Origin of the sequence: Coleofasciculus sp. FACHB-542 (assembly GCF_014695825.1) — a bacterium.
Taxonomy (GTDB): Bacteria; Cyanobacteriota; Cyanobacteriia; order Cyanobacteriales; family FACHB-T130; genus FACHB-T130.
In genome coordinates this window covers 135,756-162,185 of record NZ_JACJPB010000044.1, presented here as the reverse complement: position 1 = coordinate 162,185, position 26,430 = coordinate 135,756, and the positions used below count along the sequence as shown (strand labels likewise).

Genomic DNA, 26,430 nt, shown 5'->3' with positions numbered 1-26,430 from the left:
TAACTGGACGAGAACTGATGTAAAGCGCGATCGCTTCTAGTAAATTCTTTGGGCATTAGATAAAATTGAGCTGCAACGTGAAAGCGAGATACCCGACTTTTTTAAAAAGTCGGGTATCTGAAACATTGGCAATCATAGAAAAACAAAACCTTCTAATTTTTACCAAGAACCACCTGTATATTTTTCAACAATTCCTCTGAGGTGTAGGGCTTTGGTAAAAATGTTTTGACGTTATTTCCAGCGATTTCAGTTATCTGGTAATTAGATGTAAGTCCGCTAACTGCAATAATCTTGACCTGTGGATTGATTTTTTGCAAAGCCCGGATAGTCGTTATACCATCCATAGCTGGCATCATCATATCGACTAATACAGCGTTAATATCTTGCTTGTGTTCTGCATATAGTACCAATGCCTCCACTCCATCATTAGCGGTTAAAACCTTGTAATTATAGGTTTCTAGAGAAATTTTCGTAAGCTCTCGAATTGAATATTCATCATCAACAACGAGAATTAATTCTCCTTGTCCTCTAGGCAATTCATGAGGCAAGCTTTTCGTCTCATCTGGTATCGTTGCCTGCGTTACGGGTAAGTAAATATAAAACTGCGTTCCTTGCCCCACTTCGCTAAGTACCTGCACAAATCCACCGTGACTTTTAACGATACCCATCACCGTTGAAAGACCTAAGCCAGTACCTTGTCCTATCTCTTTTGTGGTGAAAAATGGCTCAAAGATTCTATCTATTATTTCCCTTGAGATTCCCATCCCTGTATCGGATACAGTAATGACAACGTAAGGGCCAACCTTAGCATCAAGATTCATCCGGGCATAGTGTTCATCAACCCACAGATTCCTGGCACAAAGCTCTAAAGTTCCCCCGTTTGGCATCGCATCCCTAGCATTTACACAGAGATTCATCAATACTTGGTGCAGCTGAGTTGCATCCCCAGAAATAGTCCAAAGATCGAGCATCGGGATATCGGTGCGGATTTCAATCGCTCTAGAAAACGTCTGTTTAACAATCTGCTCAATTTCTTTAATAATGTGCCTTACTTGCAGAGTGGTTCGCTTCCCTTCGACTCCTCGCACAAATGACAGCACTTGTTTAACGAGATCGGCACTTCGTTGAGTATTGGTTTCTAGTGTTTTTAGTATTCGCCGGCTCTGCTCATCCTGAAGTTTGTGTTCCAAGATTTGAACAGACATTAATACAGGTGCTAGGGCATTGTTGAGATCGTGGGCAATCCCGCTTGCCAGAGTGCCGATACTCTCCATGCGCTGTGCCCGAAGAAACTGGGCTTCGAGTTGTTTCCTCTCTGTAATATCGGTATTAACAGTTAAGATAAATTTGGGTTGTTCTTCTTCATCCCGAACGAGAGTCCAGCGACTTGCAACGATAATATTTTTCCCGTCTTTTGTGACTTGATGCAATTCACCCTGCCACTCGTTTTCTTGGGCAAGAATATTCTGATTTTTTTGGAGTTGTGGTGAAATTTCCTTGTATAAAAGTTGATTAGCATTCTTACCAAAAACTTCTTCTGTCTTCCATCCGTACAAACGTTCAGCCCCTTTGTTCCAAAATAGGATTTGGTTGTTCAGGTCTCGGACGAGAATTGCATCGGTTGTAATATCAAGCAAAGCCGCTTGTTCTTGGATTTTCCGATCTGCCTGTTTGCGCTCGGTGATGTCAAGGACAAAACCGACAACGTTTGGTTGAGATGGTTCCATCAGCGCTGCACCAATCATCACTGGAACGCGACGACCATCTTTGGAAATAAATTCTTTCTCGTAGGGAGTACAATTGCCAGAACTGAGGAATTGTGCGATCGCGTCTTCGTCTAAATGGCGATATTCGGGCGGAGTAATTTCATCCCAACGCAAACCTCCCGTTGGCAGTTCCTCCCGCTCATATCCCACCATCTGTAGAAAGGCATCATTCGCTTCGGTAATATTGCCCCGAAAATCTGCGAAAATAATCCCAATGATATTCGATTCAACCAAGCATCTAAATCGAGCTTCGCTTTCCTGGAGCGCTATAAATGCTTGCTCTCGTTCTGCTTCTGCTTGTTTGCGTTCGCATATCTCCTGTTCTAAACGTATATTTTGGTCTATCAGTTTTTTGGTCAAGCAACGCAGGCGTAGGTGGATGCTGACACGGGCTAAAACTTCTTCATGCTGGAGCGGTTTAGTAATGTAATCTACCGCCCCAAGATTCAACCCTTTGACCTTATCCACTGTCTCACTCAGCGCGGTCATAAAAATTACGGGAATATCTTGAGTTACTTGATTCGCTTTTAGGCGGCGGCAAGTTTCAAACCCATCTATTCCGGGCATGAGTACATCTAATAAAATTAGGTCGGGTGAAGCATATTCAGCGCTTTCAATTGCACTTTCGCCATCTTCTGCCACTAAAACTTGGAAGCCGGAATGAGCCAGGAAATCGAACAGCATTCCCAAATTGGTAGGAGTGTCATCAACGATTAAGATAACTCCTTTTTCAACCGTATCAACACTCATTCATACCTCTTAAATTCTTGAATAAACTATAAGACTTGTTTCTTTTTAAGACTTTAGCGAATTGACAAAATGGGTAGTATACGGCATCAACTGCCGATCCAAGGCCTCAAGGTAAGCGATCGCTCTACGACGCCTCTAAAATCGTCTTTCCTTGCCTAGATCGAGCAAGTCTGCGATTTCCTTGGCAGGCGGAGGGTACTCTTGACTTTGAATGCGCCACTCATCAGTTGAACTAATTGACAGCGAATTGCCAATTTTAATCCCGTTCCTTTTGCATCCGGTGCAATACCAATTCCTGTATCTTCCACCTGAAACTGGGTTCTCTCCGCCTGGTAGCCTACTTTGAAAGTTATAACGCCGATTTCTGTAAACTTGACTGCATTGCGAAGTAAGTTAATTAAAACTTGCCGCAACTAGATCGCCTCGCGTCTGAGGATGGGTTTATAAACTTCCTTTAATCAAGAGGATTTACCAATTCCTAACCGCATTTTTAAAGGGTTCCTTTTTTTCCCTTCATCTGGACTGCAAGCAATCCACTTTTGTATAGATTTTAAGATATTTTTCCTTATTTAAAATTACACCAAATCGTCAAGAAGCGTAACGAATTTATAAATCTTTTAGCTTTTGATAACCGAAACTTTTGTTTGTATTCTTAGTATTAAAAATTTATTAAATTTTCAATGTTTATTGCAAACGTCATATAAGAAACAGTTTTAAATGATTCAACCAACCCAATTGGATAGACAAATGTGGCGGTTTTCTTTACTCCTCAGAGATAACGCCTCGCTGGATAATAAGCTTAGGAGGCGAAAAACGTCATGAAACTCACAATACTGGTTGCCGCCGCTTTATCGGTGCCGCTATCGCTGGCGACGCCCGTACAAGCGGCAAATATGGGGCACGTCAAACGATTGCTGGAAACGAAAGAATGCGTAGGGTGCGACCTTTCCGGTGCTGATTTAAGCGGTGCCGACTTGAGAGAGGCGAACCTGCAACGGGCTAACTTAAGGAAAGCCAACCTAACCGGAGCCAATCTGGCTGGTGCTAACTTATACGTAGCGGACTTAGATCGCGCCCAGCTCAGAAACGCTAACTTACAAAATGCCATCCTAAGATTTACGCGCTTAACGGATGCCAACTTAGAAGGTGCCGACCTGCAAAAAGCGACTTTGAGATTTGCAAACTTGACAGGTGCCAAGCTGAAAAATGCAAACTTGCTTGGGGCTGACTTAAACAGTGCTACTTTATACCAGACAGATATCCGATGAAGGATTCTGCCTAGTGTCGTTATCCTCGATCATCCAGGTGCATTTGGAATTAAACGCGATCGCCTCTTTTAACTGCCGCACATCACCTGGCGCATAGTTCGCATATTCACAGGCAATTCTAGTTGCATTGCCTGTTCGATGAAAATTGACGGCACTGGGATATTGGGCGTTGCTTTTACTGTATAGGTGAGCAAAGTGCCATTCTCGTAATCTTGCAAACTTAAGTCAGCACAGAAATCGGTAAAAGTACCTTTTTCCAAGCGAAAATGAATTTCCTGCTGCACGATCTCAGACACACTCAGATAAGCCTCAACCTGAAGACTGAGAAACAGGAAAGTTTTCGTGGCAACTTGGTAAACACTCTTGGAACTCGTCCCTTCCGGTAAGCCAACAGGCGAGGAGACGTTGGAGTGCAGTACCTCAGAGTGAGTAACATCTGGGAAATATTGCACCCAACGGGGATAGTCTGTCACTTGCTGCCAAACGCGCGATCGCTCGATTGGCAAATACATTTGGGCAGTAACAGCACCCCCCCAAGTAGAACGCAATTGCGTTTCTATCAAAATCTCACCTTGCAAAAGCGCCGTTGAGTATCTCTTGCTCAGCGACAAGTCTGAGGCGGCATCCATCGAGTCCGACGGAAAAAGTATACTCATACTGACTCAGCTACTCCTCAATCAATAGTAATTCGATGTCAAGCTAACACAGGTTGTCTCAGACGTGGAAGGCAAGGTATGTTGGCTAATCTCCTAATTTGATCCTACATCGCTGTTTCAGCAACTCAGTATGTAACAATGATGACCATAATTCCTCAAGCATGTCAGGAGCCAAGGAACGTGAGTTGCTCTCCCAACCCAGGCACCGCAATTTTGTTGTATCGCTGGCATTGCTTTAGTGATTACAGCGATTATCGTGGTGCTGAAAGGATCGGGCGTTCTGAAGCAGCTTCCTGACTACGTCATCTGGGCGTTAGTTCTCTTTACCTTGGTTGCTGGTATCCTCGGCGGCATTTGCAGCTTGGGCGGACGTAGCCGATGGCAATATTCTGTTTTAACCATTTATTTGGTCGAGTCTGTGAGCCAAACTCCTAACCCTGAAACCCTGATTTCTTCTATTTTTGCCAGTGTTGTAGGGCTGACAATTGCGGTGTATCTGTTGCGAGGATTTGGAATTCTCACGTTCATCCCTGGCGGCGTTATCTGGATATTAATTTTGCTTTCAATTGCGAGTGGGATTACTTACGGCGTTCAGCGCACTCGCCGATAATTGCTTTCTTTTTCAAAGTTTGTTAAGTCATTTAGTATCTTTAAATACATTTAATATCAACCTTCGGGGCGATTCGCTGGAATTGTCATGTTCGCTATTCTCCAAGAGAAATTAACAAAAATTAAAAAACAAATTTCAGGAGAAGTGAATGACCGCGACAAACCCAACTACACAGCCAAGTGTTTCCACAGTAGAACGCAGTATCTCAGCCGTTTTCAAAGAGCGCGAACAAATTGAGAAAGTGATTCACCGCTTGCTCGATCGGGGGATTTCCCGCGACGATATTTCAGTAATCGGCAAAAACTTTCATTCCGAAACTCGCATTGCTGGATTCATCACCAAAAAAGATGTGATTTTAGGCGGGCTGAGAAGCGGCGGCATCTTTGGTTCCTTGTTTGGTTCAGCCCTTGGCTTGCTGACTGGTGTGGGAGTGCTGTTCATTCCTTTTGTAGGTTCAGTCGTCGCGGCAGGACCCATTGGTGCGGCGTTGCTGGGTGCAGCGAGTGGTGCTTTAGCGGGTGCAGCGGGCGCTGGTTTAGTTTCTGCTTTGGTCGCTTTGGGAATGCCAGAAGACAAAGCTGCCATTTATCAAACTCGCGTCGAAGCTGGAGATTTTCTGGTAGTTGTAGAAGTCTCTGCCAATCAATCCGGTGAAATTCAGCTGCTGCTAGAAAGTGCTGGTGGCGAAGAAGTGCATACCAGCGAAACCACTTTACCCCGCAAACGCGCTGGGAAACTGGAAAGTCCTAGCGATTTGTCCCCGGAAGTTCGTTCTCACCTCTCAGAGGATGCTCAAAGGACATTTATCGCCAATTACAACAAAGCGTTAGAAGACTCTGGCGATGAATCCAAAGCCGAACATCATGCCTGGGATGTTGTTTCTGAACAATTTGAACAAGATGAACACGGCTTTTGGTCGAAGGCTAAAGCAAAGCTCTAGCAACTGGGCGGTTGAAAGTGCGTCTACAAGAGAATTAACCTGCTGGCGTGGGTTTCAAAACTTTTGATTCGGCTTAAGGCAAGTGCGATTCAGCGATAGTCCTTGGCTCAAAACTTAAGTTTCTCGAACATGAACAATGGGTTGTGCAAAAGCCGGTGTAACTTCGATTACGTCGGCTTTTAGTATTATGTATAGGCAAATGTTAAGGAGCGATAATGAAGAAGTATATATGTACAGTTTGCAACTACATCTACGACCCACAACAAGGCGACCCAGATAGCGGTATCCAACCGGGTACGGCATTTGAAGATATCCCGGAAGACTGGGTATGTCCTACGTGTGGAGCCACAAAAGGGGATTTTGAACCATACGACGGGTAGGGAGATGATATCGCATCTGTACGGAAAATATTCCGTGAAATCGGCAATAGCTTGATTGTGCAACCTTTAAAAGTAGTAGTGATTGGCGGTGGGGCAGCGGGGTTTTTTGGTGCAATTACCTGTGCCGAAACTTATCCCCAGGCGCAAGTAATTTTGTTAGAAGCAGGACGACAACCCTTATCTAAAGTTCGGATTTCTGGCGGCGGGCGATGCAATGTTACTCATGCTTGCTTTGACCCGGCTGGTTTAGTGCAATATTACCCCAGAGGCGGGAAAGCACTTCGGGGGGCTTTTAGTCGTTTCCAAGCTAAAGATACAGTCGTTTGGTTTAGCGATCGCGGCGTCCAATTGAAAACTGAACCGGATGGACGGATGTTTCCAATTACAGATAGTTCCGAAACTATTGTGGATTGTCTGTTTGAGGCAGCAAGGGCATCTGGAGTGCAGATTCGCAGGGGAACACCTGTTGATAAGATTTTCCGGCAAGTGACTTCATTGAATCAACCACTCGACACCGGCTTTGAGATCCAGTTGAAGTCAGGAGAGATCCTCAAGTGCGATCGCATTCTCCTCGCTACCGGCAGCAATCCCCAAGGCTACCGCTGGGCAAAAACTTTAGGACACACGATTGAACCACCCGTTCCCTCTCTATTCACCTTTACGATTTCCGACCCCCGGTTGCAAGATTTAGCCGGAGTCAGCGTGGAAAGTGCGCGGCTGCGTTTAGGTGTCGGTAAAACTCAGTTAGAACAAATCGGACCATTACTGATTACCCACTGGGGTTTGAGTGGCCCTGCTGCCTTGAAACTGTCGGCTTGGGCGGCTAGAATGCTGCACGATTGCAATTATCGAACGACGTTGCAAATTAATTGGCTACCCCAGTACAACCCGGAAAAGCTGCGGGAAATGCTTTTGGCGGTCAAGTCCCAATTGCCCCAACGCGCCATTTCTACCAGTTGTCCGCTGCCCTTACCTCGACGCCTCTGGCAGAGTTTAATTGCTGCTGTGGGGATTAGTGGGGAACAGCGGTGGGCGGAATTATCTAATAAAGTTCTCAATCAGCTAATTCAAGAACTTTCCGAGGGTAAGTACCAAATTCAGGGGAAGGGTGTCTTTAAGGAAGAATTCGTTACCTGTGGCGGCGTCAACTTAAAGGAAGTGAACTTTAAGACAATGGAAAGCCGCATCTGTCCGGGACTTTACTTTGCCGGAGAAATCCTCGATATTGACGGCGTCACGGGTGGCTTTAACTTTCAGAGTGCCTGGACGACTGCTTACTTAGCGGGTCAGGCAATGGGCAACGAAGAAATTAAAAATTAAAAATTAAAAATTAAAAACCCAAAAATTTAATTTTTAATTGTGTCTTGGCGGTGCGAATACTTGATGAATCTCTTGTATAGCTGCCAATTCATTTACAGTTGTCCATGAATATGCCGATGAAATTTCACGAAATTGTCGAAAAACTGGGTACTACTGCCGCCTGCAATAGTTTGACCTCAAATACAGATTGCAACCCGGAAATTACGGGAGTAGCACCCGTCGATGAGGCTGCCATTGGCACACTCAGCTACATAGAGGGCGCGAAATTTGCGGCTTTTGTGGGAAAAACCTTTGCCAGTGCCTTAATTTTACCGCCGGATGAAAAGCTACAAGCACAAGCATCTGAGCGGGGAATTGCCTGGATTGCGGTATCCGATCCGCGATTAATGTTTGCCGCAGCGATCGCTCTTTTCTATAAACCCTTCCGTCCAGCGCCTGGAATCCATCCCACCGCAGTCATTCATCCCGATGCCAAAATTGGTCAAGATGTTTACATCGGCGCTCATGCAGTCATTGAGGCGGGTACAGAGATTGGAAATGCTGTCATCATTCACCCGAATGTAGTCATTTACCCAGACGTGCAGATAGGCGATCGCACTGTATTACACGCTAATTGTTCTATCCACGAACGCACCCGCATCGGCGCAGATTGCGTCATTCATAGCGGTGCTGTCCTCGGTGCGGAAGGCTTTGGGTTTGTCCCCACCCCGACTGGCTGGTTCAAAATGGAGCAGTCTGGCTACACTGTTCTGGAAGATGGCGTTGAAGTGGGTTGCAATAGCACCATTGACCGCCCCGCTGTGGGAGAAACCCGCGTTGCCCACAACACCAAAATTGATAACTTGGTGCATATCGGTCACGGCTGTAAGGTAGGCTCTAACTGCGCCTTAGCCGGACAGGTGGGGATGGCAGGGGGCGTTACCGTCGGCAATCGCGTGCTGTTAGCCGGACAGGTAGGGATTGCCAATCAAGCGCATATTGGAGATGGCGCGATCGCTACTGCCAAAGCAGGCATCCACAATGATATTGAACCTGGTGCCATTGTTACTGGCGTCCCAGCGATTCCCCACAAAGTATTCCTAAAAGCAGCAGCCATCTACCATCGTCTCCCGGAGATGTATCAAACTCTCAGGCAGCTACAACGACACCTAGGAGACAAGAAATAAAATTTACAGAAATGTATATACGGCTAAAGCCGTATATATTCATCTCCTGTAAAAGGCTTTTTCTATCTCTTGAGTGATAACAAACACAAGCAGGAGTTTCCAGCTATAGAGGGATTTGGATTCTCTTGATACTCGTATAAATTAAGAGTAACAAAAGAGGAGATTCACCCATGAAAAATTCAAACTTGTCTAAACTAATGAGTGCTGGTGTTCTTGCAGCTAGCGTCGCTCTGGTTCCCATGACCCTACCTGCTTCTGCCCAGACTGATACGACTACATCTCCCGGTACCACCAATACAGCTCCTAGCCAAGGCGTAGACAATACAAATACAAATACTGAAGGCGATCGCGGTTTTGATTGGGGTTGGTTAGGATTGTTGGGCTTAGCTGGTTTGGCAGGTCTTGCAGGTCGTAAGAATCACGAAACGACCGCTTACCGCGATCCCAACGAAGTCGGTTCCTCTACTTATCGCCGCTAAAGCTGATTAACAGCTTGTTCATAGACATTTATTGTCTGTCCGTCACTTTTAAAACCAATTTGCTGGATGTCGTCCTGTTGGAAATCCATCGATTGGAAACATAAGAACAGGAGATTTAAACATGAAAAATTCAAACTTGTCCAAATTGGTGAGTGCTGGTGTTCTTGCAGCTAGCGTCGCTTTGGTTCCCATGACCCTACCTGCTTCCGCCCAGACCGATAGTTCAGCTCCCGGTACCACCAATACAGCTCCCGACACCACCACCACTGCTCCGAGTCAAGGCGTAAACAACGCCGATTATGAAGGCGATCGCGATTCTAATTGGGGTTGGTTAGGACTGCTGGGTTTAGCTGGTTTAGCTGGTTTAGCTGGTCGTAAACACGACGACCGTGTAGCTTACCGCGACCCAAATGAAGCCACTTCTTCTACTTATCGTCGGTAAAGTACAACACAAGTTTCGCCGTAGTTACGTAACATTGACAACTACGTTTTAGAAACAACTTTAATAATTCCTGGTGGAGACGAATATCCATCAGGAATTTTGTTATTTATGCTTTTTGCTAATATAGCAATCCTCTTGAATGTGCATGAGCTTATCGGGAATACTGACAAGAACTTATTGCCGATTACCGATGATCAGCTTGCACAAACGATGTTGATTTTCACGGCTTTGCTGAGTCATTAGCCGCTTTAGGATGCTGCCTGCAATTCATTTAGACGTACCAAAACCTCGCTACTGTGAATTGCAGGATTGATCCCTGTAAATGTCTCGCGTAGCACTCCCTGTGCATCGACAATGAAGGTATGGCGCATCGAGACAAATCCAATCCAAGAACCGTAAGCTTTGCTCACCTTGCCATCTATATCAGCCAGCAGTGGAAACTTCAGCTTTTCGGAATCGCAAAACTTGGCATGAGAATCAACAGAATCAGCACTGACGCCAATAATTTGAGTATTTTTATCCAGGTATTTCGGCAAGTCTTGCTGAAATCTGCGGGCTTCTAGAGTGCAACCAGAGGTGAAGTCTTGGGGATAAAAGTAGAGAACCACCCATTTACCTCGGTAATCGGAGAGGGAGACTTCGCCATCGCCGGTATTCGTTGGCAGGGTAAACTCTGGAGCCGATTGATTTACAGTAGGCAGCTTGCCACCGAGTGCAGCTGCTGATGGTGTAATGCTTAACCAGGTGATGAGGGCGAAAAAACTTGCGAATAGAGTGTTGAGGAAGATGCGACGAGAATTCATGATGAAAAGCGAAAACTGAACTTAACATAAGTTTACAGTTTTAATTCGCTCTCCACTTTTATCTGAATATTCCTGGTTAATGGGGGTCGCAGTCTGTCAGGCTTGCCGCGAAGGGTTCATTTACCGTAGAGGCAAGGGCTGAGCGCGTTTGGAATCAAACCATCAAAATTTTAATCAATTAGAGGCGCAAAGCTTTGCGCCTCTACTGCGAACTCAGGAAATGACTGTATTAGTCTTTTTGGAGTTCTTTTTCAGATTTGTAGTAAACCTTCGCCCCTGTATCCGTTACAAAATGGCAAGAAGGGTTAGAGCGTAGGAAGGCTTGGAAAACTGACCGCTCAGATTTTCGGTAGTAATTACCCAAAATGGGTTTAATCGCCTCAGTCGCTCTTTTCAGGTGGTAGTGAGGCATGTTGAGGAATATGTGATGAGCTACATGGGTGCCAATATTATGGTGGATATTATTGATAAACCCATAGTCGTGGTCAATCGTAGATAAGGCACCCTTGAGAAAATACCAGTCTTTCCCACGATACCAAGGAATATCTGGGTCGGTGTGGTGCAGAAATGTTACCAATGCCAGCCAGACAACAAAAACCTCGTAGGGGCCTACATAGTATTTGACCAGCCACATCCACCCCCACTGATAAGTTAACCAGCCCAAGCAACCCAGCATCAGCGTCCAGAGGGTTGCGCTAGTGATGACATCCCATTTTTCGGAGGGTCGAAACACAGGATTACTGGGGAGAAAGTGAGAACCAGGCTTTCCAGGAGTCCCTTTAAACAAGTACAAAGGATAAGCCACCAGTAAGGCTAAGGCATTAAAGCGGACAAATTTTTCATACGCGGGCATCTCCCGATACTGGCTTTCTGTAACGGGATACCAGCTTTCATCCGTGTCAATGTTGCCGGTATTTTGGTGGTGAGTTCGGTGGCTGATACGCCACCCATGATACGGCACGAGGATGGGAATGTGTGCCAAATGCCCAATCAGGTTATTTACCCATTTTTTTCTGGAAAAAGAACCGTGACCGCAGTCGTGTCCGACGACAAACAACGCCCAGAACATTGTTCCCTGCGCCAACCAAAATACAGGCCAAACCCACCAGGAATCCAGATAGCTAGCGATCGCGTAGAGGATGCCGATTATCCCTACATCCACTAGAAAATAGAACAGCGATCGCTTGGTGGAGGGCACAAAGCACTCTGGGGGAATGGCGGCTTTCAAGTCTTGAAGGGTAAAGGGGGGTTCTGAGTCACCCAAATATAATTCTTCTTCGACAGGATTATTTAACTCTATGAGCTTAGATTGCACAAAGTTTCCAATTTTACGTAACTGTAGACCAAAAGGCATTATTCTACAGCCGCGCCATCAGTGCAATTAACGCTATAAAGACTGATTAGTCAAGAGTATGGCTGTTGTTTACTTACAAAATCTATTCTGTGGAAAATGCGGTTGCTCATGTAGCATTTAGTATGGTATGGAACAAATACACTTTGATGCAGCCCTTGATGGAGGGACTGGCTTGAACGGGTTCGCAACTACGGCAAGTCGGGGCAACCAATCGGCTCCTTCTGGCATGGAGAGTTTCCGGGAAGCGATCGCAATTGACAGGTTAAACAGTCATTCAACAAAAAGAAACTGGTTAAATCCGGAAAAATCTGCGGAAAAATCTTACCTTAGGGTGTAGTAAGACCCGTCTTGCCTAGAAAAGCCGTGTCCTCTCCAAAATCAATTGCTTATAAGATCGGGCGATTAATCATGTGGAAACCCTCTCAAAGCCGTACCACCCTGATTGTTCTATCCAGCTCCCTGGCGTTTGGGATTCTTGGCTGTAATAACGATGCAGCAAGCCCTCCTAGCCCACCAGCCGCCTCAGCCCCAGCAAAGCCTGCTGCTAGCGCAAGTCCCGTGGCGGCTGTTGCCAGTTCTGCTGCGACTCAACCGGCTAAATCTGCCTCAACAGCTAAGCCAAAAGCATCAACGGCGACTAAAAAAACACCCGTTAACCAACCGATTAAGACTGGCCCTGACACTTATAACGAAGCGATTGATACTGCCCTTGGCGCGATCGCGATTAGTGAATCTGCCAAAAGCCGAGATGATTGGCAATTAGTTGCCAGCCGGTGGCAAGAGGCAATTGAATTAATGAAAGCTGTGCCAACTTCTAGCCGCAACCATGCGATCGCTCAAAAGAAGCTGCCTCAATACCAGCGCTTTCTAGCCTCGGCTCAGAAACAAGCGGCTCCTCCGCCCAAGCCCAAACCCATTGGACCTGCAATCGTTAACAAACCCTTTTTCACGGTTCCCATCAAACGCCGACAAGGTGACACGATTCCTGTTGTTGACGTGACATTTGATGGCAAAAAGAAATATGAAATGTTTCTGGATACAGGGGCAAGTAAAACGTTGATCACCCGACAGATGGCTTATGACCTAAAGGTGAAACCTGTAGGAATGGCGAACGTGAAGACGGCGAATGGAGTAGCTGGAATATACTTTGGGTTTGTTAATTCGATGCAACTGGGTGGAAATCTCGTCAAAGATGTGCTGGTAGGAATCGGACAACCCGACTTGGACATTGGACTGCTAGGACATGACTTCTATGACGGCTATGACATCACCATTAAAAAAGATGTGGTGGAGTTTCGTCGCCAGCTCTAAAGTAAAGAGCGCGATTTTCAATTGGTTACAGTGGATTTTGACCTTTTCCTACCCCTCCCCCTATAAAGCTACGGTGTACGGACAAAGCGCTCTCAGACCTAACCCCCAACCCCTTCCTTCGTAGGGAAGGGGAGCAGTATTCAAAGCCCATCTCGGTGTCGGAGATGGGTTTGGGGAGAGGTCTGCCGACTTGTGTGTACACCGTAACCTTATAGGGGAGAAAGCTAGATTTTCTGGCTTCTCTGTCCGAAAAGCGGACGCTTGGGGCGTCACCGTGCCGTTTAGGTAGCGATCGCACTGATTGATATTTATTCTAGGAATCACTCTGGAAAAGCTTCGGAACGGGTGCCAAAGTCATAGAGTGGTTAAGTGGGTTATCAAAACTGGCTATGCCAACACTGACACCAGACCAGCGCAATTACTACTACCTCTTAGAAGCGGAACGAACTGGCATTCACAAGCCGATTCTGGCAGCGCTTTATCAAGTGCTATCTTCACCGCAGTTTTCGGACGGAGAAAAGGGCCTGGGCATCTCCCCAGCGAATCGCATTCCCCTACAGGAGGTGGATTCTTTTCCCAAACAAGTGCAATATGCTGCCAATACTATCCGCAGTTTAAGTAACAATCTGGTCGCTCAGGGGTGGAAAGGAGCGGATCTGTGGGACGTACAAAAAGGGCGCTACAGCGATCGCTTTATTCAAGCTGTGGCTGATGGTTATGCACCGCCAGCAAGCGAACCGACAGCAGCGCGGTTGGAAGCCGGCGATGCCAAGGCGTTACTGCAAGCGTACCTAAAAGACATCGAAACCGATTTCAGTGCGGAAGGCTTGCCCCACAATCTTGCCTACCTGGATAAGGCGCTACTGACCCTAGTGGAGCGAGTTCCAGAATACTATACTGGCTTGCCTCATCAACGGGATGCTGCCCTGGAAGTGGTGCGGATGTGGCGTCAGATGGATACAGAAGAAGCCGCGATCGCGTCTTTGCTGTCTCCTGGCACTGTCATTGGCGATAACTTCGAGGAATCCCAGATGGATGTTCCTCTCAAGCAATTTATCCAGCGAATTTCTCCCAATTACTCCGGTTATCCCTATCAGCGAGAAGCCCTGCTGCGGCTAGCCCAGCTGTGGCGTCAGCTAGAATCGCGGGAAGTTGCGATCGCTTCTTTGAAAAACAACACCTCCGCCGATACAGGGATTAAAATTGTCGATCCTGCCCTGATTGCCTTTATCCAGCGCATTCCGCAGTACTATCAAGCTTCAGGCAACCAACGCAACGCGCTAACTGAATTAGTTCGGATCTGGCGAAAGTTGGACTCTCGCGCTTCCGCGCTGGCATCATTGGGAATCGACCCTCTACTGCTGAGTGGCACGACAAGCGATCGCACCAGGTTATCGAATCTTGCTGCCCAGCTAGATCGAGAATTGCTGAATTTTGTTCGGCGTCTGCCGATTGAATATAAAGAAATCGACCACCAACGAGAAGCTTTAATCCGCCTGGTTCAACTTTGGCGCGATTTGGCAACCAGAGATCAAGCCATTCGCTCCTTATTTGAGGATCTCAAACGCATGAATCAGGCACGGAAAGATTCTCCGGACGCCGCACCCAAGCCGGTTCCAATCGCTGTCGCCAAGCGTCCCGACAGGTGGACGCTAAGGAATATTCAGCTGTCTGCCCCCATCGTTCCGGATGGCAACTTTACCTGGGCAGAAGCTACCCACGGCGGCACCCGGATGCCTCCTAACCAGGCGACGCTGGATGCCATGATCCGGATTGCGAGACTGGCACAAAGGGCACGCGATCGCATTGGGCGACCCTTCATCATCACTAGCTGGTATCGACCTCCAGCGATCAATCGTGCCGTTGGTGGGGCAAGATACAGCCGTCATATTGTTGGAGATGCGATAGACTTTCTCTGCGAAGGTCTTTCTGGCGATCAACTTTACTGGTCTCTCGACCCTTGGTGGCCCGGTGGTTTGGGTCGTTACACCAGCTTTCCGAACCTGTGTCATCTTGATGCGCGAAGCTATCGGGCACGCTGGCGAAACTAAAGTGAGGCACAGACGTACACAAATGCTCCTTTTTCCATCAATGGTGAGGGGTTAGGGTTATCTGACAAATCTTTCCGTATAGGTTGGGTTTCACGCTGTTGAACCCAACCGCAGCCAGTGTTTCGTTGGCTCCGTGCGGGAATGAAACCCAACCTTGTATTTGTACTTCCGCAAGGAAACTCCAAAACATTTGGCTTTTTCAACCCTACCAATCTTTATCCGGTTTCCGGAGGAGAAAACAAAAATTTAATCTACGGTTTGCCTATCGGGATATGAAGGTATACAATAAAAACATTCTGCTAGAATCATGTCCATAGTAAAAACATTTCTATACCTATAGATAGATGAGCGATCGCATTGGACACTTAAAACACACCTGGGTACAATCTCATAATCCTTCACATCCAGCATTGAGATTGCAACAACAGCAACAAACAGAGCCGATGTTCTACTATTTTGCTTACGGTTCTTGTATGTGCCCGGTCGATTTAAAGCGTACATTCGGCGAGAACACCCATAGTTACGTGATTGGTGCTGCCACACTGAAAGGATATCGGCTAGGATTTTATCGTCGCTCAGCGCTTCGCAACTGTGGTGTTTTAGATATGGTGAAAGATCCATCAGCCTCAGTCGAAGGAGTTCTGTATCGACTACCGTGGAGATTGAGCGATCGCTTAGATGAACGCGAAGAAGTCCCTCAAGGCGGTTATCGCCAGGAAATGGTCAACGTTTCCTGCCAAGGTCGGACATATACCAGCGTTCGTACCTACGTTGTCGTTAACAAATTAGCAGAAGAACTCGCCCCCAATGACTGGTACTTTAACGTTGTCCTGCGCGGTGCCTTAACCTGCGGGCTTCCAGAACAGTATTGCTGGCAACTGTTTAACCATATGCATCAGTTACAACAGCGCCATTGGGTCTCATCAGTCTCTACGGTTCGTTTAGTTAGCGGTAATTGATCGTTCGTCATTCGTCATTAATGCTTCGTTTTTGGTCAGCAATTCTGAGCAAACACCTAAAAGCTCATGACAACTGACAATTAGCTCGTGTTTATTATTTATTAAAATACTTGTAGGGTGGTTAATTTTCACCCTCATCCTAGGTATTGCTAGGCTTAAAATGTAAACATACATTTTTTGTAAATTCTTGGTGTATGTTTACAAAAGCAAAATTTATAGCCACATTCTTAGTAATATTTATTATTTTATCTGTTGTTCATGTTTATTCCAAAAATACTTCAACGATTCCTCAAGTTCAAGCACAAAAAATAATAAGCAGAGAAAATACAGCTAATAATTTATGCGATTGCCAAAGCCAAGAATGCCAATTCAGCATAGAATTTATCAGAACGGATCATCAAGGAAATACAAAGGCTAAAGGGGCAAATTATGTTCTTATTTTTGATCCAAAATCTCCGAAACTAGATTTTAAGGTTAGTCTTGCTTTAGCCCATGAAATTTATGCTAAAGATGCTAAAGGAAGATTCCGCAAAGAATATGTTCCAAAACAGTTTCATGAAATTATAGCCGATGATAATGCAAAACTAAATGGCAAAAAACCGATTGCAGCCATTAACGGGGATTATATAGATCCTGAGAATAAACCCCAAGGCTTGAACATTTCGAGGGGGGTAGAATATTCGGGTTTATTTAAAGATAAGCGGTCTTCCTTTGGAATTTCAGAAGGTACAAAAGCGCGAAAAGCGACAATCCAGATTGGGAAAAGAAACGAGCAAAATTTAAACTATAACTTAGTAGGAGGAAATGGAAGATTTTATAAAGATGGAATATTTAAAGATATTTGTAATGACTTGGGAGAATATGCCTGTCAACACGAAACCAGCCGCTCGATGGCAGCAATTACTTCCAAAGGCTATGTAATTTTATTGGTTAACAACGTCGAAACCGATGGGCCATTGTATCCAGATAAGTTTGATGATGTCCTGAAAGGAATTTCTAACAATCACTGTTTAGGAAATATTCAGGAAGCGATGTTATTTGATGGTGGGTTTTCAACAGCTTTTTACTATAACGACAAAATCTATGTAGAAAACTCTAATCCAATTGGCTCAGTTTTCTTAATTTATAAAACCGAGTAAAACTTTATTAAGCTACTTTTATATTTATAAGTCTCAAGTTTCATCTGCATTTTCTATACAGTCTTCACAGTGATATTTTTTAGGTTACACTTTGCAAGCGGCGTTTAGGTTTATGCAACCGAGTTTACCTCTCATCGAGTATATTGCTATACTCTATTAATTTACTTAAGTTTACTTTTTATCTCAGACAGAGACTTTTCAGTTTCTTTGATTTTTGCTTCTTTTTTTAATTTTTCTAATTTCTCATCCAAAATAATTTCTATCCCTTTTTTTAGACTACTAAAATGATTCAAGCAATCTTCTTCACTTAACTCATGAATTCCTTTACTTAGAATTGAATAAATAATTGTATTTTTAACTAATGATTCAGGCAAAATATCTTTCAATAAACCGATTTTTTCATTAACTCGACTACTGTTGTAAAATTCTTCGTCCCATGCATCTGTTTTTTTAGCTTCTTGATGAGCTTCTTCGACTAAATTTTCAAATATTCTTCTTAAATAAACAAAAGAGCCAATACCGATTTTATGACTGACAAGCCCAATAGCCCTACTGAATTCCTTATATTTTGTTTCACCTAATACTTTTCTATACTTTCCTATCTCGGTCATATTCAAATCAGCAATTGAAGGATATTGACCAATTTTTTGAATTGTACCTTCGCATACTTTAAAACAAAAATGCATCCTATGACTGTTATCCCTGGCGCAGGAAAAATTGACATTAAATATTCTATTATTTAGATTAGATTCTTGCCAACGAATTAGTAAAGGATTTTGATTTTTAGCATTAGCAAGTATTTTCTTGTCTTTAATCGATTTTGACAAATGTCCTAATATAGGTTCGTTAATACCAACCATTTTCTTGAAGGTACTTGGCTTTTTACAATTCAGGCAGAAAGCATCAATCGAACCTTTGAAATTTTCAATTTCCTTAATTAGTTCGGAATTAGGCTCTACTTCAAAAGAACCATAAAGAGGAATTTCCAGAAAAAACTCTATAGGAGAAGGAAATTCATTGTTTAAATTTGCCACCTTTGATACTCCTTGGTAATAAAACTTAAAGCTAAACCTATACCCTAGAACCATAAGCTAGTAGGGTTAGGTGAAAGCTTATGAGTTACATAATAACTACCATATCATCCGATTAGCTTATGCTTACACCTTCAATTTCTGCCTCCGATAATTCATACAATTCGCGTAACTTCTGTAATTTCTCCTCAGAAGGTTGCCAGAAACCTCGCCCATTTGCTTCTATCATTCTCGCAACAATATTGCGGAAAGCTTCGGGATTCGCCTCACGCAATTTATTTGCCATTTCTGCATCTAAAGCATAGGTATCTGCTGCTTGGTCGTATACCCAATCATCGGTAAAATCAACCGTACCACCCCAACCAATTAACGCTGTCATGCGCTGGGAAATTTCGTAAGCACCACCGGAACCTTGATTCGCCATTGCTTCTGCCCATTTGGGGTTTAGCAATTTGGTACGGTACTCCATCCTCAGCAAGTCGTCTAAATTGCGAGGCGTGGTGTCTTTAGAGAAGCTTTCGACGAAGCTGGCGCTAACTTTTTTACCGCGTTGTTTTTCTGCGGCTTTTTTCAAGCCGCCAGTGTTGGCGTAATATTCTTGAATATCGGTAAGACCATATTCAACCGAGTCGATTTCTTGGACAATGCGATCGCTTGTTTGCAACAACTGCGTCAGCACTTCCGGTCTAGCTTGTCCTTTGTCTTTTCTACCGTAGCTGAAGACATTGCGATCGCGCCAAGTATCGCCCAATTCATCGCCAGATTCCCAGTTACCATCGGTTACGCGATCGTTCACTAACGAACCAAAATCACCGGCGGGGTTAGAAAATAATCGCGCTGAGGGATTTTCTACACCTTGAGATTTCAATGCTAAAGCGTGTTTGCGGATAAAGTTTTGGTCTTCCGGTTCCTCAGCATCAGCGGCGCGTTGAAACAAATCATCCAACAATTCAATAATGTTGATAAAGGTATCGCGGAAAATTCCCGAAAGATTCCCTAACACATCAATACGCGGATGACCGACTTCTGCAATTGGTTTCAATTCATAACGGACAATTCTTCCCGTACCTTCCTTAACAGGTTCAGCACCCACTAATTCCAGCAAAATTCCCAGAGATTCGCCCTTTGTTTTAATCGCATCCAATCCCCATAACATTACCGCCACAGTTTCCGGATAAGAACCCTGTTCCTTAAGATGCTGATCCATAATCTTTCTAGCAACTTCTCGACCCCTTTCATACGCTGCTGGTGAAGGCATCCGATAGGGATCTAAAGCGTGAATATTCCTACCCGTTGGCAACACACCAGCACCATCCCGCAACAAATCACCACCCGGTGCAGGCGGAATATATTCACCATTAAGTCCCCGCAACAGATTAGTAAGTTCGTCGCTGTTTTGTTGCAATAAATCGCGAATTTTTATTGCTTCATCTATTAAATCTGGAAAATTAGGATTGATGCGAAATCTAACATATGGATCAGTTTTGGTTAAATATTCCCAGTGTGCTGACAATGCTGCCTGTTTGTCTTCGCCTTTAGCAACTGCTTCAATAATGTCTTTTGGCAATTCAAAGTAAGCATCTAAATAGCTAATTAGCCCTTCTGGAGTTGGTGGTTCCCCCAGCGTATGCAAACCAGATGAGAAAAGACGATTTTCTAGAACTTGCAGATATTCATACAGTTTTACTAAATAAGAATTAAAAACATCTGCACTGAACAGTCTGGCATTCTCAGGAGAGAAGTCAATACCCAAGCGTTTAGCATCCTCAAAAGGACAATCTGCATCCAAACCCGTATCTACAATCTTTTTACAAATCGCTTCCTTGAGGGCGTAATTTTTTTGCGAGTCTTCCCGATACTCCGCGATTAAATCGCGCAGCGACACCAATTCTTTGTACAATCCAGCACGACCATAAGGCGGCACATTATGGGAAATCAGCACCCCGTAGCCGCGACGCTTTGCCAACATTGATTCAGAAGGATTGTTCGCCGCATAGATATATAGATTGGGTAGATTGCCTAGCAGAATATCAGACCAAGAATAGCCCGTATTACCGAGCGGAGATCCGGGCAACCATTCAACCGTTCCGTGCATTCCGAAGTGAACGACAGCATCAGCTTGAAAGTCGTTTTGCAACCATTTATAGAAAGCGGCATACTGAGGGTGAGGTGTTAAATCGCGCTCAAACATTAGCCGCATCGGGTCGCCGGAAATTCCCAAGGGTGGCTGTACGCCTATCCAAATATTTCCTAGCTGTATCCCTCCAATTTGAAATTCATCTCCATAAGTTTTGATGCCAGTTCCAGTGAGGGATTTCCACTGTTTTTCGATGCGAGTCGTTAGCAAATATCCCAGCCAATTTTCTAAGGTTTTAGCGTTAACGCTTGTACTTCCCTGAACTCCGCCGTCAACGGAGGTGAATAATCTTTCCCCCTCCCCGTTCACGGGGAGGGTTGGGGTGGGGTTCTCATCCGCTTCTTTCACCAGGCGAATTAATTCTTCCCCATCTTCCGGTAATTCTCCAACGTTGTAGCCTTGGTCTTTGAGGGCGTGGAGGAATTTAATTAGACTTCGCGGTACATTCAATAAAGCCGCTGTCCCCGTCGCCCCATATCCAGGCGGAAAACCATATAAAATCACGGCAATTTTACGTTCAGCCGTTGGCTTTTGTCGCAGGGAAATCCATTTTTTCACCCTTCCAGTTAAACGTTGAACTCGTTCTGGAATCAGATAAATATCTTCTCCTACTAATCCACCGAGGGGAACAGGATCGATTGCCCCATCCAGTTCTGGCAAAGCATATAAAACAACACTTTGTAACCCGCCAACACCCTGCCGCGTCCAAGAATGGATATCTTGAATTAGTAACGGTGCAGCGACGATATAGGGTACATTCTTGGCAGTTAGAATGCGTTTGGCTACTTCCACTTGTCGCCCTGCTTCCATTGACCCGGCAGGGCCACCGACGAGGGGAAAGCCAATCGTAGAGACAATTGCATCTACTGGAACCGCATCTTCAGACAGAGATGGAGTTTCAAGATTACCGAGTTGTCGCTGTTGCATTTCGTAGTTTGTTGTCATCCAATCCCGCACCGCCACATGACCTTCGACGCCGTTGATAAAGATTGGCAAAGGTATCAACCCAGCTTTCTCAAAGTGGCGAATGAGTTGGGGAATGTAAGGCTGTTTGGTGATAACGTGCTTGCGATAAAGCAGAATGCCGACAACTGGGGATTGGAAATTGGGAATTGGAAATTGGGAATTGGAAATTGGTAAATTCTCTTTGTTTTTATCTTCTCCTTTGCGAAGCTGTCGATACCATTCCAAATATGCCCTTGGAGATTCAAAAAAGCCTTGATAATCGGGATGCAGCAATCCCATATTTGGAGTTTCAACTGGCGGTGGAATTTCTCCTACCTTTAACTGCAAATATTTCTCTGCCAGCGTCCAGAACATCGACGCGACATTTTCTGTTCCACCAGCGTTCCAATAACCGTAAATAATTAGCCAGTTGCGTAAGTCTTGCACTTTTTGCACTGGCACAAATTTTAATAATTTTGGCCCAACTTTTAAAAAGCTAATATAACCGGCAAGTTTGTCTTCTTCTCGCCCGTTGCTGAATTTGTCGAGAATAAATTTAACTGGCTTGGGCATCCCCTTGGGTTTGTCGCCAATTTTGAACGCGCCTATCTGAGTGAGGCTCATCAATTCCAAGGCTGACTCGAAAACGAGGCGAATCGGAATATTTTGCACCCTTTGGCGCAACCACATGACTTGGTCGTAATCAAATAGCAGACTGCCGAAAAAGACATCTGCCCCTTGGAGTGCGGCTTCTACGGCTTCTGGTTCTGTGGTGAGGGCGCGATCGCTAAACACCCGAATATCCAACTCCGGACACCTAGCCTGAGCCAAATGAGCTGCCTTCCGGTACAAGTCAGCGTTGAATGATTCAAACCCAGCAATTAGAACAATGCGTTTCATGCCCAGAGAGATTAAAGGTTCCTACTTTCGATCTTAAGCAGGAACCTTGGGGATGGGACGCCTAAGCCCACCCCGACCTCAGATTGCTTTTAGTAACTTGCCCTGAGCATCCCGCTGAAGATATTAAAGTTCTTATCAATCAAACCGATTAAACTCTGAGCATTAGAGAGCGATCGCGGTGGGTTAGAAATCAGTGTATCTAGGGCAATCAAGCGATTAAAATCAACTCTGATGTCACCAGTCCGCTCGGTTTTCCCATCGCTTTCATAAAACTTGACCCCCGCCTTCTTGTGCATAATCTCAATCAACTCCTGCGCCATGATGCCATAGCCAATGGTAGTGGGATGAATACCATCCAAAGAGAATAAGCCGCCTTGAGTGCGACCTGTTGCATCAGATTTAAAAAAGCGGGAATCTGGTACAGGTGAAAGTGCCTGAAGCTCAGGTGGCAACTCGTACTGACCACCCACTTCATCCCACCAAGTCGGTCTGGCTTCGGGGTCTTGAATATAGCGCCTGGATGCCAAGCGATCCAACAAGCCAGCCATTTCAAACAGATACCAATCTCTGCCTTCCTGTCGAGCCTGACGCACCGCATCGGTTATATAGTCGTTGTACTGGTCGATGGCACTATCGATTGCTCGTGCCTCCTCCTCTGTCAGGTACGGGTGCTTATCCGGATCGAATTCTTCTTCGGTAAGCCAAGGCAAGGAGTAGTAAGGGAAGTATCGAGATCCCGGATTAGCTTTATTCCCCTCTTTATTTTTGTTGATACCACGGGCAAAAGGAACGATCGTGACGTGAGGAACCGTTGCCAAGATTACATGGCGAGCACGGATTTGCTTAACTTCCTCAACCAGCTTGTCCAGTTCAGCCTTAAAGTGAATCGGACGCCAGACAGTATAGCGATCGTTGACAGCCATATCGTCATAGCCTTCTTTGGTCCAGGCCGCCTTGAATGTCAGAATACTACCCAGCGCATTATTGCCACCGATGACAACAAGCAGCGTTTCAATGCCGTCTTCACCGCTTTCTGGTGTTCCCTCAGCGCCCAGTGCTGCCGCCGCTTGTAGTGGCGTCAGCGCGTTGCCTTGTGCATCTCGTGCCGAATTCAAAACTCGGATGGCAGCGCGTTCGTTATGATACTCGACAACCTGCCGGAGATAATCGTCTTTGGGGGGATTTTTCCGAATGATGTCTAGGCAAATGTCCGCAGTGCGCGACAGGGTATTCCGCAAATCCCAGCCATAGACTGCCAGGTTGTGATTAATCCCGCGTTGAATGGGGAAGCGGGAGCCTGCGTCACGTTCCCAATAATCCTCTACATCGTCCATGTAGTGGCGGATAAACAACAGCGCTGGGGCGAAATCCAACCAGTTGATATCACCAAACTCCCGATCGAGTTGTCGAGCCAGATGTTCTAGGTTCAGCGGAAATCCATCTCTTGGGCCGTCGTAGGTGGGATAACGCATCTGGTTAGACCAGCCCATTTCTTTGGCAATCATCATCGGATAGGAGAGGCTAGTATTGAAGATTGCCCCACTTTGAAAGCCGTGAGAGAGAGAGTCCCCAATCGTGACCAGCCGATGCTTAGGAGTTCCTTGTCTACTCACTTCAACGGCAATACCCAGGCTGGGATCTGTAATGGGTTTTCGCGCCTGTGCCTGAATAATTACATCGTCTGGCGTGCGATCGCGCATCCGATTTCCAGAGTCTGCCATAAAGTCTCCTTATTAAAAAAAGCGAACATTCGTTACCAGATGCTCCACAACCGATGAGATAAAATCCGGAATTTGTGTTAAATCAGCAGCGGTTTCAAATTAGCCGATAGAATCTCTAAGACGATAAGATTCAATTAAATATTGTAGCAATTTGTAACAATATTTAAATCTTTTATTTGAAAACTGGACAGAAGATTAGCTAGAGGTTTTACTATAAAAGCTACCTCAAGTTCAAGAAAATTTAATTTAATAGAAAAACCAGATAATTAATTAACTATTAATTATTATAAGTTGGAGGATTGATTTCAGGTATAAGGTATTTTCCAATAATTACCTTATTGGAATTAAATAGGAAGATAGACATATGACGGAAATAATAACTAAAATTATATCATCGAAATTTATTAAGCATTAAGTTATAAAATGCAAGTGTATCGCACAAGCAGTGTAACTCTCATCTGCTGCGTTCTTTTGTAGCGTTAAAATAGCACAAAAGCTAGACTTGCTCGATGGCTTTTTTTTTTGCTAGTTAACAGAAAAGTTAGCAATATTGAATTCAGGTGGAATCTATGGCTTTTAATATCAGTGCGCTGAAATTACCCACACTCAAAATCGGCTCTAATGGAGCAGCAGTCAGTGCTTGGCAAAGCTTTTTAAAAGAGGCTGGTTATCCGATAGGAACCGTTGATGGAGACTTTGGCAAGATTAGCGATACAGCTACCCGTAGTTATCAGCAAAGGAATAACTTGCCGGTTAATGGAGTTGTGGATAATACCACCTACACCAAAGCTTTGAGCGACGGTTTTCTTTATAAAGTTCCCAATCTTACGGCAGCAATGTTGCTTGCTTATCTGCGCTTTGGCGAGGCAGAGGTTAAAGATTTACAAAAGTCTTTGAATACTATATTGGTTCCCGACTTAACCGTAGATGGAGACTTTGGAGCTAGAAGTAGCCAAGGGTTAGCCCAAGCTTATCTCCAAAGAGATGTGCGCTTGCGTGATGAATTGGAAAATCTACTTTCTGCAACGACTAAGCAGAAATTAGGCGCAGATTTTATCCCAGCAATGGATATCCTCAACGCCTATGCCAAAAGAATTCGATTTCGCTTGAGTGGACCGCATTGGTATGACAACTTTCCGACTAGCCGCTCGATTTCTGATTTAGCTTCACCTTTCCGAGAAAAAGTAGCAGCTTTTCAAAAAGCTTTAGTTGATGCGGGTGCCCAAACTATTATTGCCGCGACCTATCGACCTCCCCAAAGAGCTTATATGATGCACTATTCGGCTCGGATTAGTCGAGGAGAAATCAGAGCAGAAAATGTACCAAATATGGCGGGAGTTGACATTGAATGGGTACATTATACGAACGCTGTAGCTGTACAAGCCGCACAACTGATGGTAGATGAATTCGGCATTGGCGGGAATCCGGTGGCTCTAAAATCTCGCCATACTGAAAGGCTAGCCATCGATTGGAACATTACCTGGGAAGGAATTCTAAAAATAAAAAAGAGAGATGGCACCCTGGTGAATATTGGCGCTCCCACGAATGGTGCCAACAATACGGCTCTCTATAGTGTGGGTGCATCTTATGGCGTATTTAAGCTAGCAAATGACCCGCCCCACTGGTCAGTTGATGGTCGCTAAGGCTGAGGAGTTTTTTGAGTTAAGATTTTGAGTTTAGATTGTAGAGACGCGATTTATTGCGTCTCTATTTATCGATAGTTCAGAAATTTAGATTGGGCAACAGTAAAGCAAAATGGTATGAAAACAAAAGGTAAACTTTGCTGATTGCCGAACATCTACCCAACTGAGAGCTATGCAAGTTCAAAGATTTGACCTTAGCGCGGTTATCATCCGCACTACAGCGATCGCTCTACTGGCATTAATCCCTGGCTGTTCATCCGATCCATATACAGAATCAGCACTCCAGCCAACCAAATCCTCGAATCGCGCCGCTACTACAGCAGAAGTGGGTTTAGCACGCCACTTGAAGCGCACCAAAGCCAAATTTTACGGCGCATATTGGTGCCCTTTCTGCACAAAACAGAAAGAACTGTTTCCAAAAGAGGCGCTTGGCTATATAAACTACATTGAGTGCGATGCGGGCGGTAAAAATCCGCGTCCAGACCTCTGCACGAAGGCAAAAATCAAAGGCTTTCCCACTTGGGAAATTAAGGGGCGGCGTTACTCAGGTCTGCTTTCTTTAGAAGAACTCGCCGAGCTATCCGGGTATAAAGGCGATCGCAACTTCCAAAACCGAATTTGATGCGTGTCGCCAAACGCTTCGCTCAAACGAACAATGC

23 protein-coding genes are annotated in these 26,430 nt (G+C 45.0%); 15 read left to right on the top strand and 8 right to left on the bottom strand.

Annotated elements, in window-relative coordinates; all coding sequences use genetic code 11:
• Nucleotides 1–152: 152 nt before the first annotated feature.
• Nucleotides 153–2,516: a response regulator gene (locus H6F52_RS17475; RefSeq protein ID WP_190536236.1), complete on the bottom strand. Its 2,364-nt coding sequence runs from the start codon at nt 2,514–2,516 to the stop codon at nt 153–155.
• Nucleotides 2,517–2,671: 155 nt separating this feature from the next.
• Nucleotides 2,672–2,929 (bottom strand): ATP-binding protein, encoded by a 258-nt coding sequence (locus H6F52_RS17470; protein WP_190536235.1) that lies wholly within the window; start codon nt 2,927–2,929, stop codon nt 2,672–2,674.
• A 405-nt stretch (nt 2,930–3,334) separates the two neighbouring features.
• On the opposite strand from H6F52_RS17470, the gene H6F52_RS17465 reads away from it, so the two are divergent.
• On the top strand, nt 3,335–3,784 hold the full coding sequence (locus H6F52_RS17465) for a pentapeptide repeat-containing protein (RefSeq protein WP_190536234.1): 450 nt from the start codon (nt 3,335–3,337) through the stop codon (nt 3,782–3,784).
• A gap of 68 nt (nt 3,785–3,852) precedes the next feature.
• Here H6F52_RS17465 and H6F52_RS17460 read toward each other — a convergent pair whose 3' ends face one another.
• On the bottom strand, nt 3,853–4,440 hold the full coding sequence (locus H6F52_RS17460; protein WP_190428625.1) for an SRPBCC family protein: 588 nt from the start codon (nt 4,438–4,440) through the stop codon (nt 3,853–3,855).
• Between the two features lie 418 nt (nt 4,441–4,858).
• Here H6F52_RS17460 and H6F52_RS26475 point away from each other — a divergent pair, with 418 nt between their 5' ends.
• The 7 genes from H6F52_RS26475 (at nt 4,859) to H6F52_RS17425 (ending at nt 9,777) form a co-directional block, all read left to right on the top strand.
• Nucleotides 4,859–5,050, top strand: coding sequence for a hypothetical protein (locus H6F52_RS26475; RefSeq protein ID WP_190412750.1), 192 nt, complete (start codon nt 4,859–4,861; stop codon nt 5,048–5,050).
• A gap of 148 nt (nt 5,051–5,198) precedes the next feature.
• Nucleotides 5,199–5,990: a ChaB family protein gene (locus H6F52_RS17450; protein ID WP_190412751.1), complete on the top strand. Its 792-nt coding sequence runs from the start codon at nt 5,199–5,201 to the stop codon at nt 5,988–5,990.
• A 215-nt stretch (nt 5,991–6,205) separates the two neighbouring features.
• Nucleotides 6,206–6,370 carry a rubredoxin gene (gene rd / locus H6F52_RS17445; protein WP_190536233.1) on the top strand — a complete coding sequence of 55 codons (165 nt, stop codon included), beginning with the start codon at nt 6,206–6,208 and terminating at the stop codon, nt 6,368–6,370.
• 51 nt (nt 6,371–6,421) lie between these two features.
• On the top strand, nt 6,422–7,690 hold the full coding sequence (locus tag H6F52_RS17440) for an NAD(P)/FAD-dependent oxidoreductase (protein WP_190412753.1): 1,269 nt from the start codon (nt 6,422–6,424) through the stop codon (nt 7,688–7,690).
• Nucleotides 7,691–7,806: 116 nt separating this feature from the next.
• On the top strand, nt 7,807–8,856 hold the full coding sequence (gene lpxD, locus H6F52_RS17435) for a UDP-3-O-(3-hydroxymyristoyl)glucosamine N-acyltransferase (protein WP_190536232.1): 1,050 nt from the start codon (nt 7,807–7,809) through the stop codon (nt 8,854–8,856).
• Nucleotides 8,857–9,026: 170 nt separating this feature from the next.
• Nucleotides 9,027–9,335, top strand: coding sequence for a WGxxGxxG family protein (locus H6F52_RS17430; RefSeq protein ID WP_190412755.1), 309 nt, complete (start codon nt 9,027–9,029; stop codon nt 9,333–9,335).
• 121 nt (nt 9,336–9,456) lie between these two features.
• Complete coding sequence (locus H6F52_RS17425; RefSeq protein WP_190439742.1) at nt 9,457–9,777, top strand: WGxxGxxG family protein; 321 nt, start codon at nt 9,457–9,459, stop codon at nt 9,775–9,777.
• 248 nt (nt 9,778–10,025) lie between these two features.
• Here H6F52_RS17425 and H6F52_RS17420 read toward each other — a convergent pair whose 3' ends face one another.
• Both H6F52_RS17420 and H6F52_RS17415 read right to left on the bottom strand, forming a co-directional pair.
• Nucleotides 10,026–10,580: a peroxiredoxin gene (locus H6F52_RS17420; RefSeq protein WP_190536231.1), complete on the bottom strand. Its 555-nt coding sequence runs from the start codon at nt 10,578–10,580 to the stop codon at nt 10,026–10,028.
• Nucleotides 10,581–10,809: 229 nt separating this feature from the next.
• On the bottom strand, nt 10,810–11,895 hold the full coding sequence (locus H6F52_RS17415) for a fatty acid desaturase (protein WP_347275933.1): 1,086 nt from the start codon (nt 11,893–11,895) through the stop codon (nt 10,810–10,812).
• Between the two features lie 166 nt (nt 11,896–12,061).
• Here H6F52_RS17415 and H6F52_RS17410 point away from each other — a divergent pair, with 166 nt between their 5' ends.
• The 5 genes from H6F52_RS17410 (at nt 12,062) to H6F52_RS17390 (ending at nt 17,394) form a co-directional block, all read left to right on the top strand.
• Nucleotides 12,062–12,271, top strand: a complete 210-nt coding sequence (locus tag H6F52_RS17410; RefSeq protein WP_190527877.1) for a hypothetical protein — start codon at nt 12,062–12,064, stop codon at nt 12,269–12,271.
• Nucleotides 12,272–12,342: 71 nt separating this feature from the next.
• On the top strand, nt 12,343–13,245 hold the full coding sequence (locus H6F52_RS17405; protein ID WP_190536229.1) for a retropepsin-like aspartic protease: 903 nt from the start codon (nt 12,343–12,345) through the stop codon (nt 13,243–13,245).
• A 389-nt stretch (nt 13,246–13,634) separates the two neighbouring features.
• On the top strand, nt 13,635–15,296 hold the full coding sequence (locus H6F52_RS17400) for a D-Ala-D-Ala carboxypeptidase family metallohydrolase (RefSeq protein WP_190536228.1): 1,662 nt from the start codon (nt 13,635–13,637) through the stop codon (nt 15,294–15,296).
• A gap of 344 nt (nt 15,297–15,640) precedes the next feature.
• Nucleotides 15,641–16,255 (top strand): gamma-glutamylcyclotransferase, encoded by a 615-nt coding sequence (locus tag H6F52_RS17395; protein ID WP_190439763.1) that lies wholly within the window; start codon nt 15,641–15,643, stop codon nt 16,253–16,255.
• Between the two features lie 194 nt (nt 16,256–16,449).
• A complete protein-coding gene (locus H6F52_RS17390; protein ID WP_190536227.1) occupies nt 16,450–17,394 on the top strand; it encodes a phosphodiester glycosidase family protein in 945 nt (314 codons plus the stop codon).
• A gap of 161 nt (nt 17,395–17,555) precedes the next feature.
• Here the strand turns inward: H6F52_RS17390 and H6F52_RS17385 are convergent, their stop codons facing one another.
• From H6F52_RS17385 to H6F52_RS17375, 3 genes are all read right to left on the bottom strand, one after another.
• Nucleotides 17,556–18,428, bottom strand: coding sequence for a short-chain dehydrogenase (locus H6F52_RS17385; protein ID WP_190439769.1), 873 nt, complete (start codon nt 18,426–18,428; stop codon nt 17,556–17,558).
• A 112-nt stretch (nt 18,429–18,540) separates the two neighbouring features.
• Nucleotides 18,541–22,407: a magnesium chelatase subunit H gene (gene bchH / locus H6F52_RS17380; protein ID WP_190536226.1), complete on the bottom strand. Its 3,867-nt coding sequence runs from the start codon at nt 22,405–22,407 to the stop codon at nt 18,541–18,543.
• An 89-nt stretch (nt 22,408–22,496) separates the two neighbouring features.
• Entirely contained in the window at nt 22,497–24,128 is a 1,632-nt protein-coding gene (locus H6F52_RS17375) for a hypothetical protein (RefSeq protein ID WP_190536225.1), read from the bottom strand.
• Nucleotides 24,129–24,697: 569 nt separating this feature from the next.
• Between H6F52_RS17375 and H6F52_RS17370 the strand changes: the two genes are divergently transcribed.
• Together H6F52_RS17370 and H6F52_RS17365 are read left to right on the top strand one after the other, a co-directional pair.
• Entirely contained in the window at nt 24,698–25,771 is a 1,074-nt protein-coding gene (locus tag H6F52_RS17370; RefSeq protein ID WP_190428631.1) for a peptidoglycan-binding protein, read from the top strand.
• Nucleotides 25,772–25,943: 172 nt separating this feature from the next.
• Complete coding sequence (locus H6F52_RS17365; protein ID WP_190428630.1) at nt 25,944–26,393, top strand: hypothetical protein; 450 nt, start codon at nt 25,944–25,946, stop codon at nt 26,391–26,393.
• The last annotated feature ends 37 nt before the right edge of the window (nt 26,394–26,430 follow it).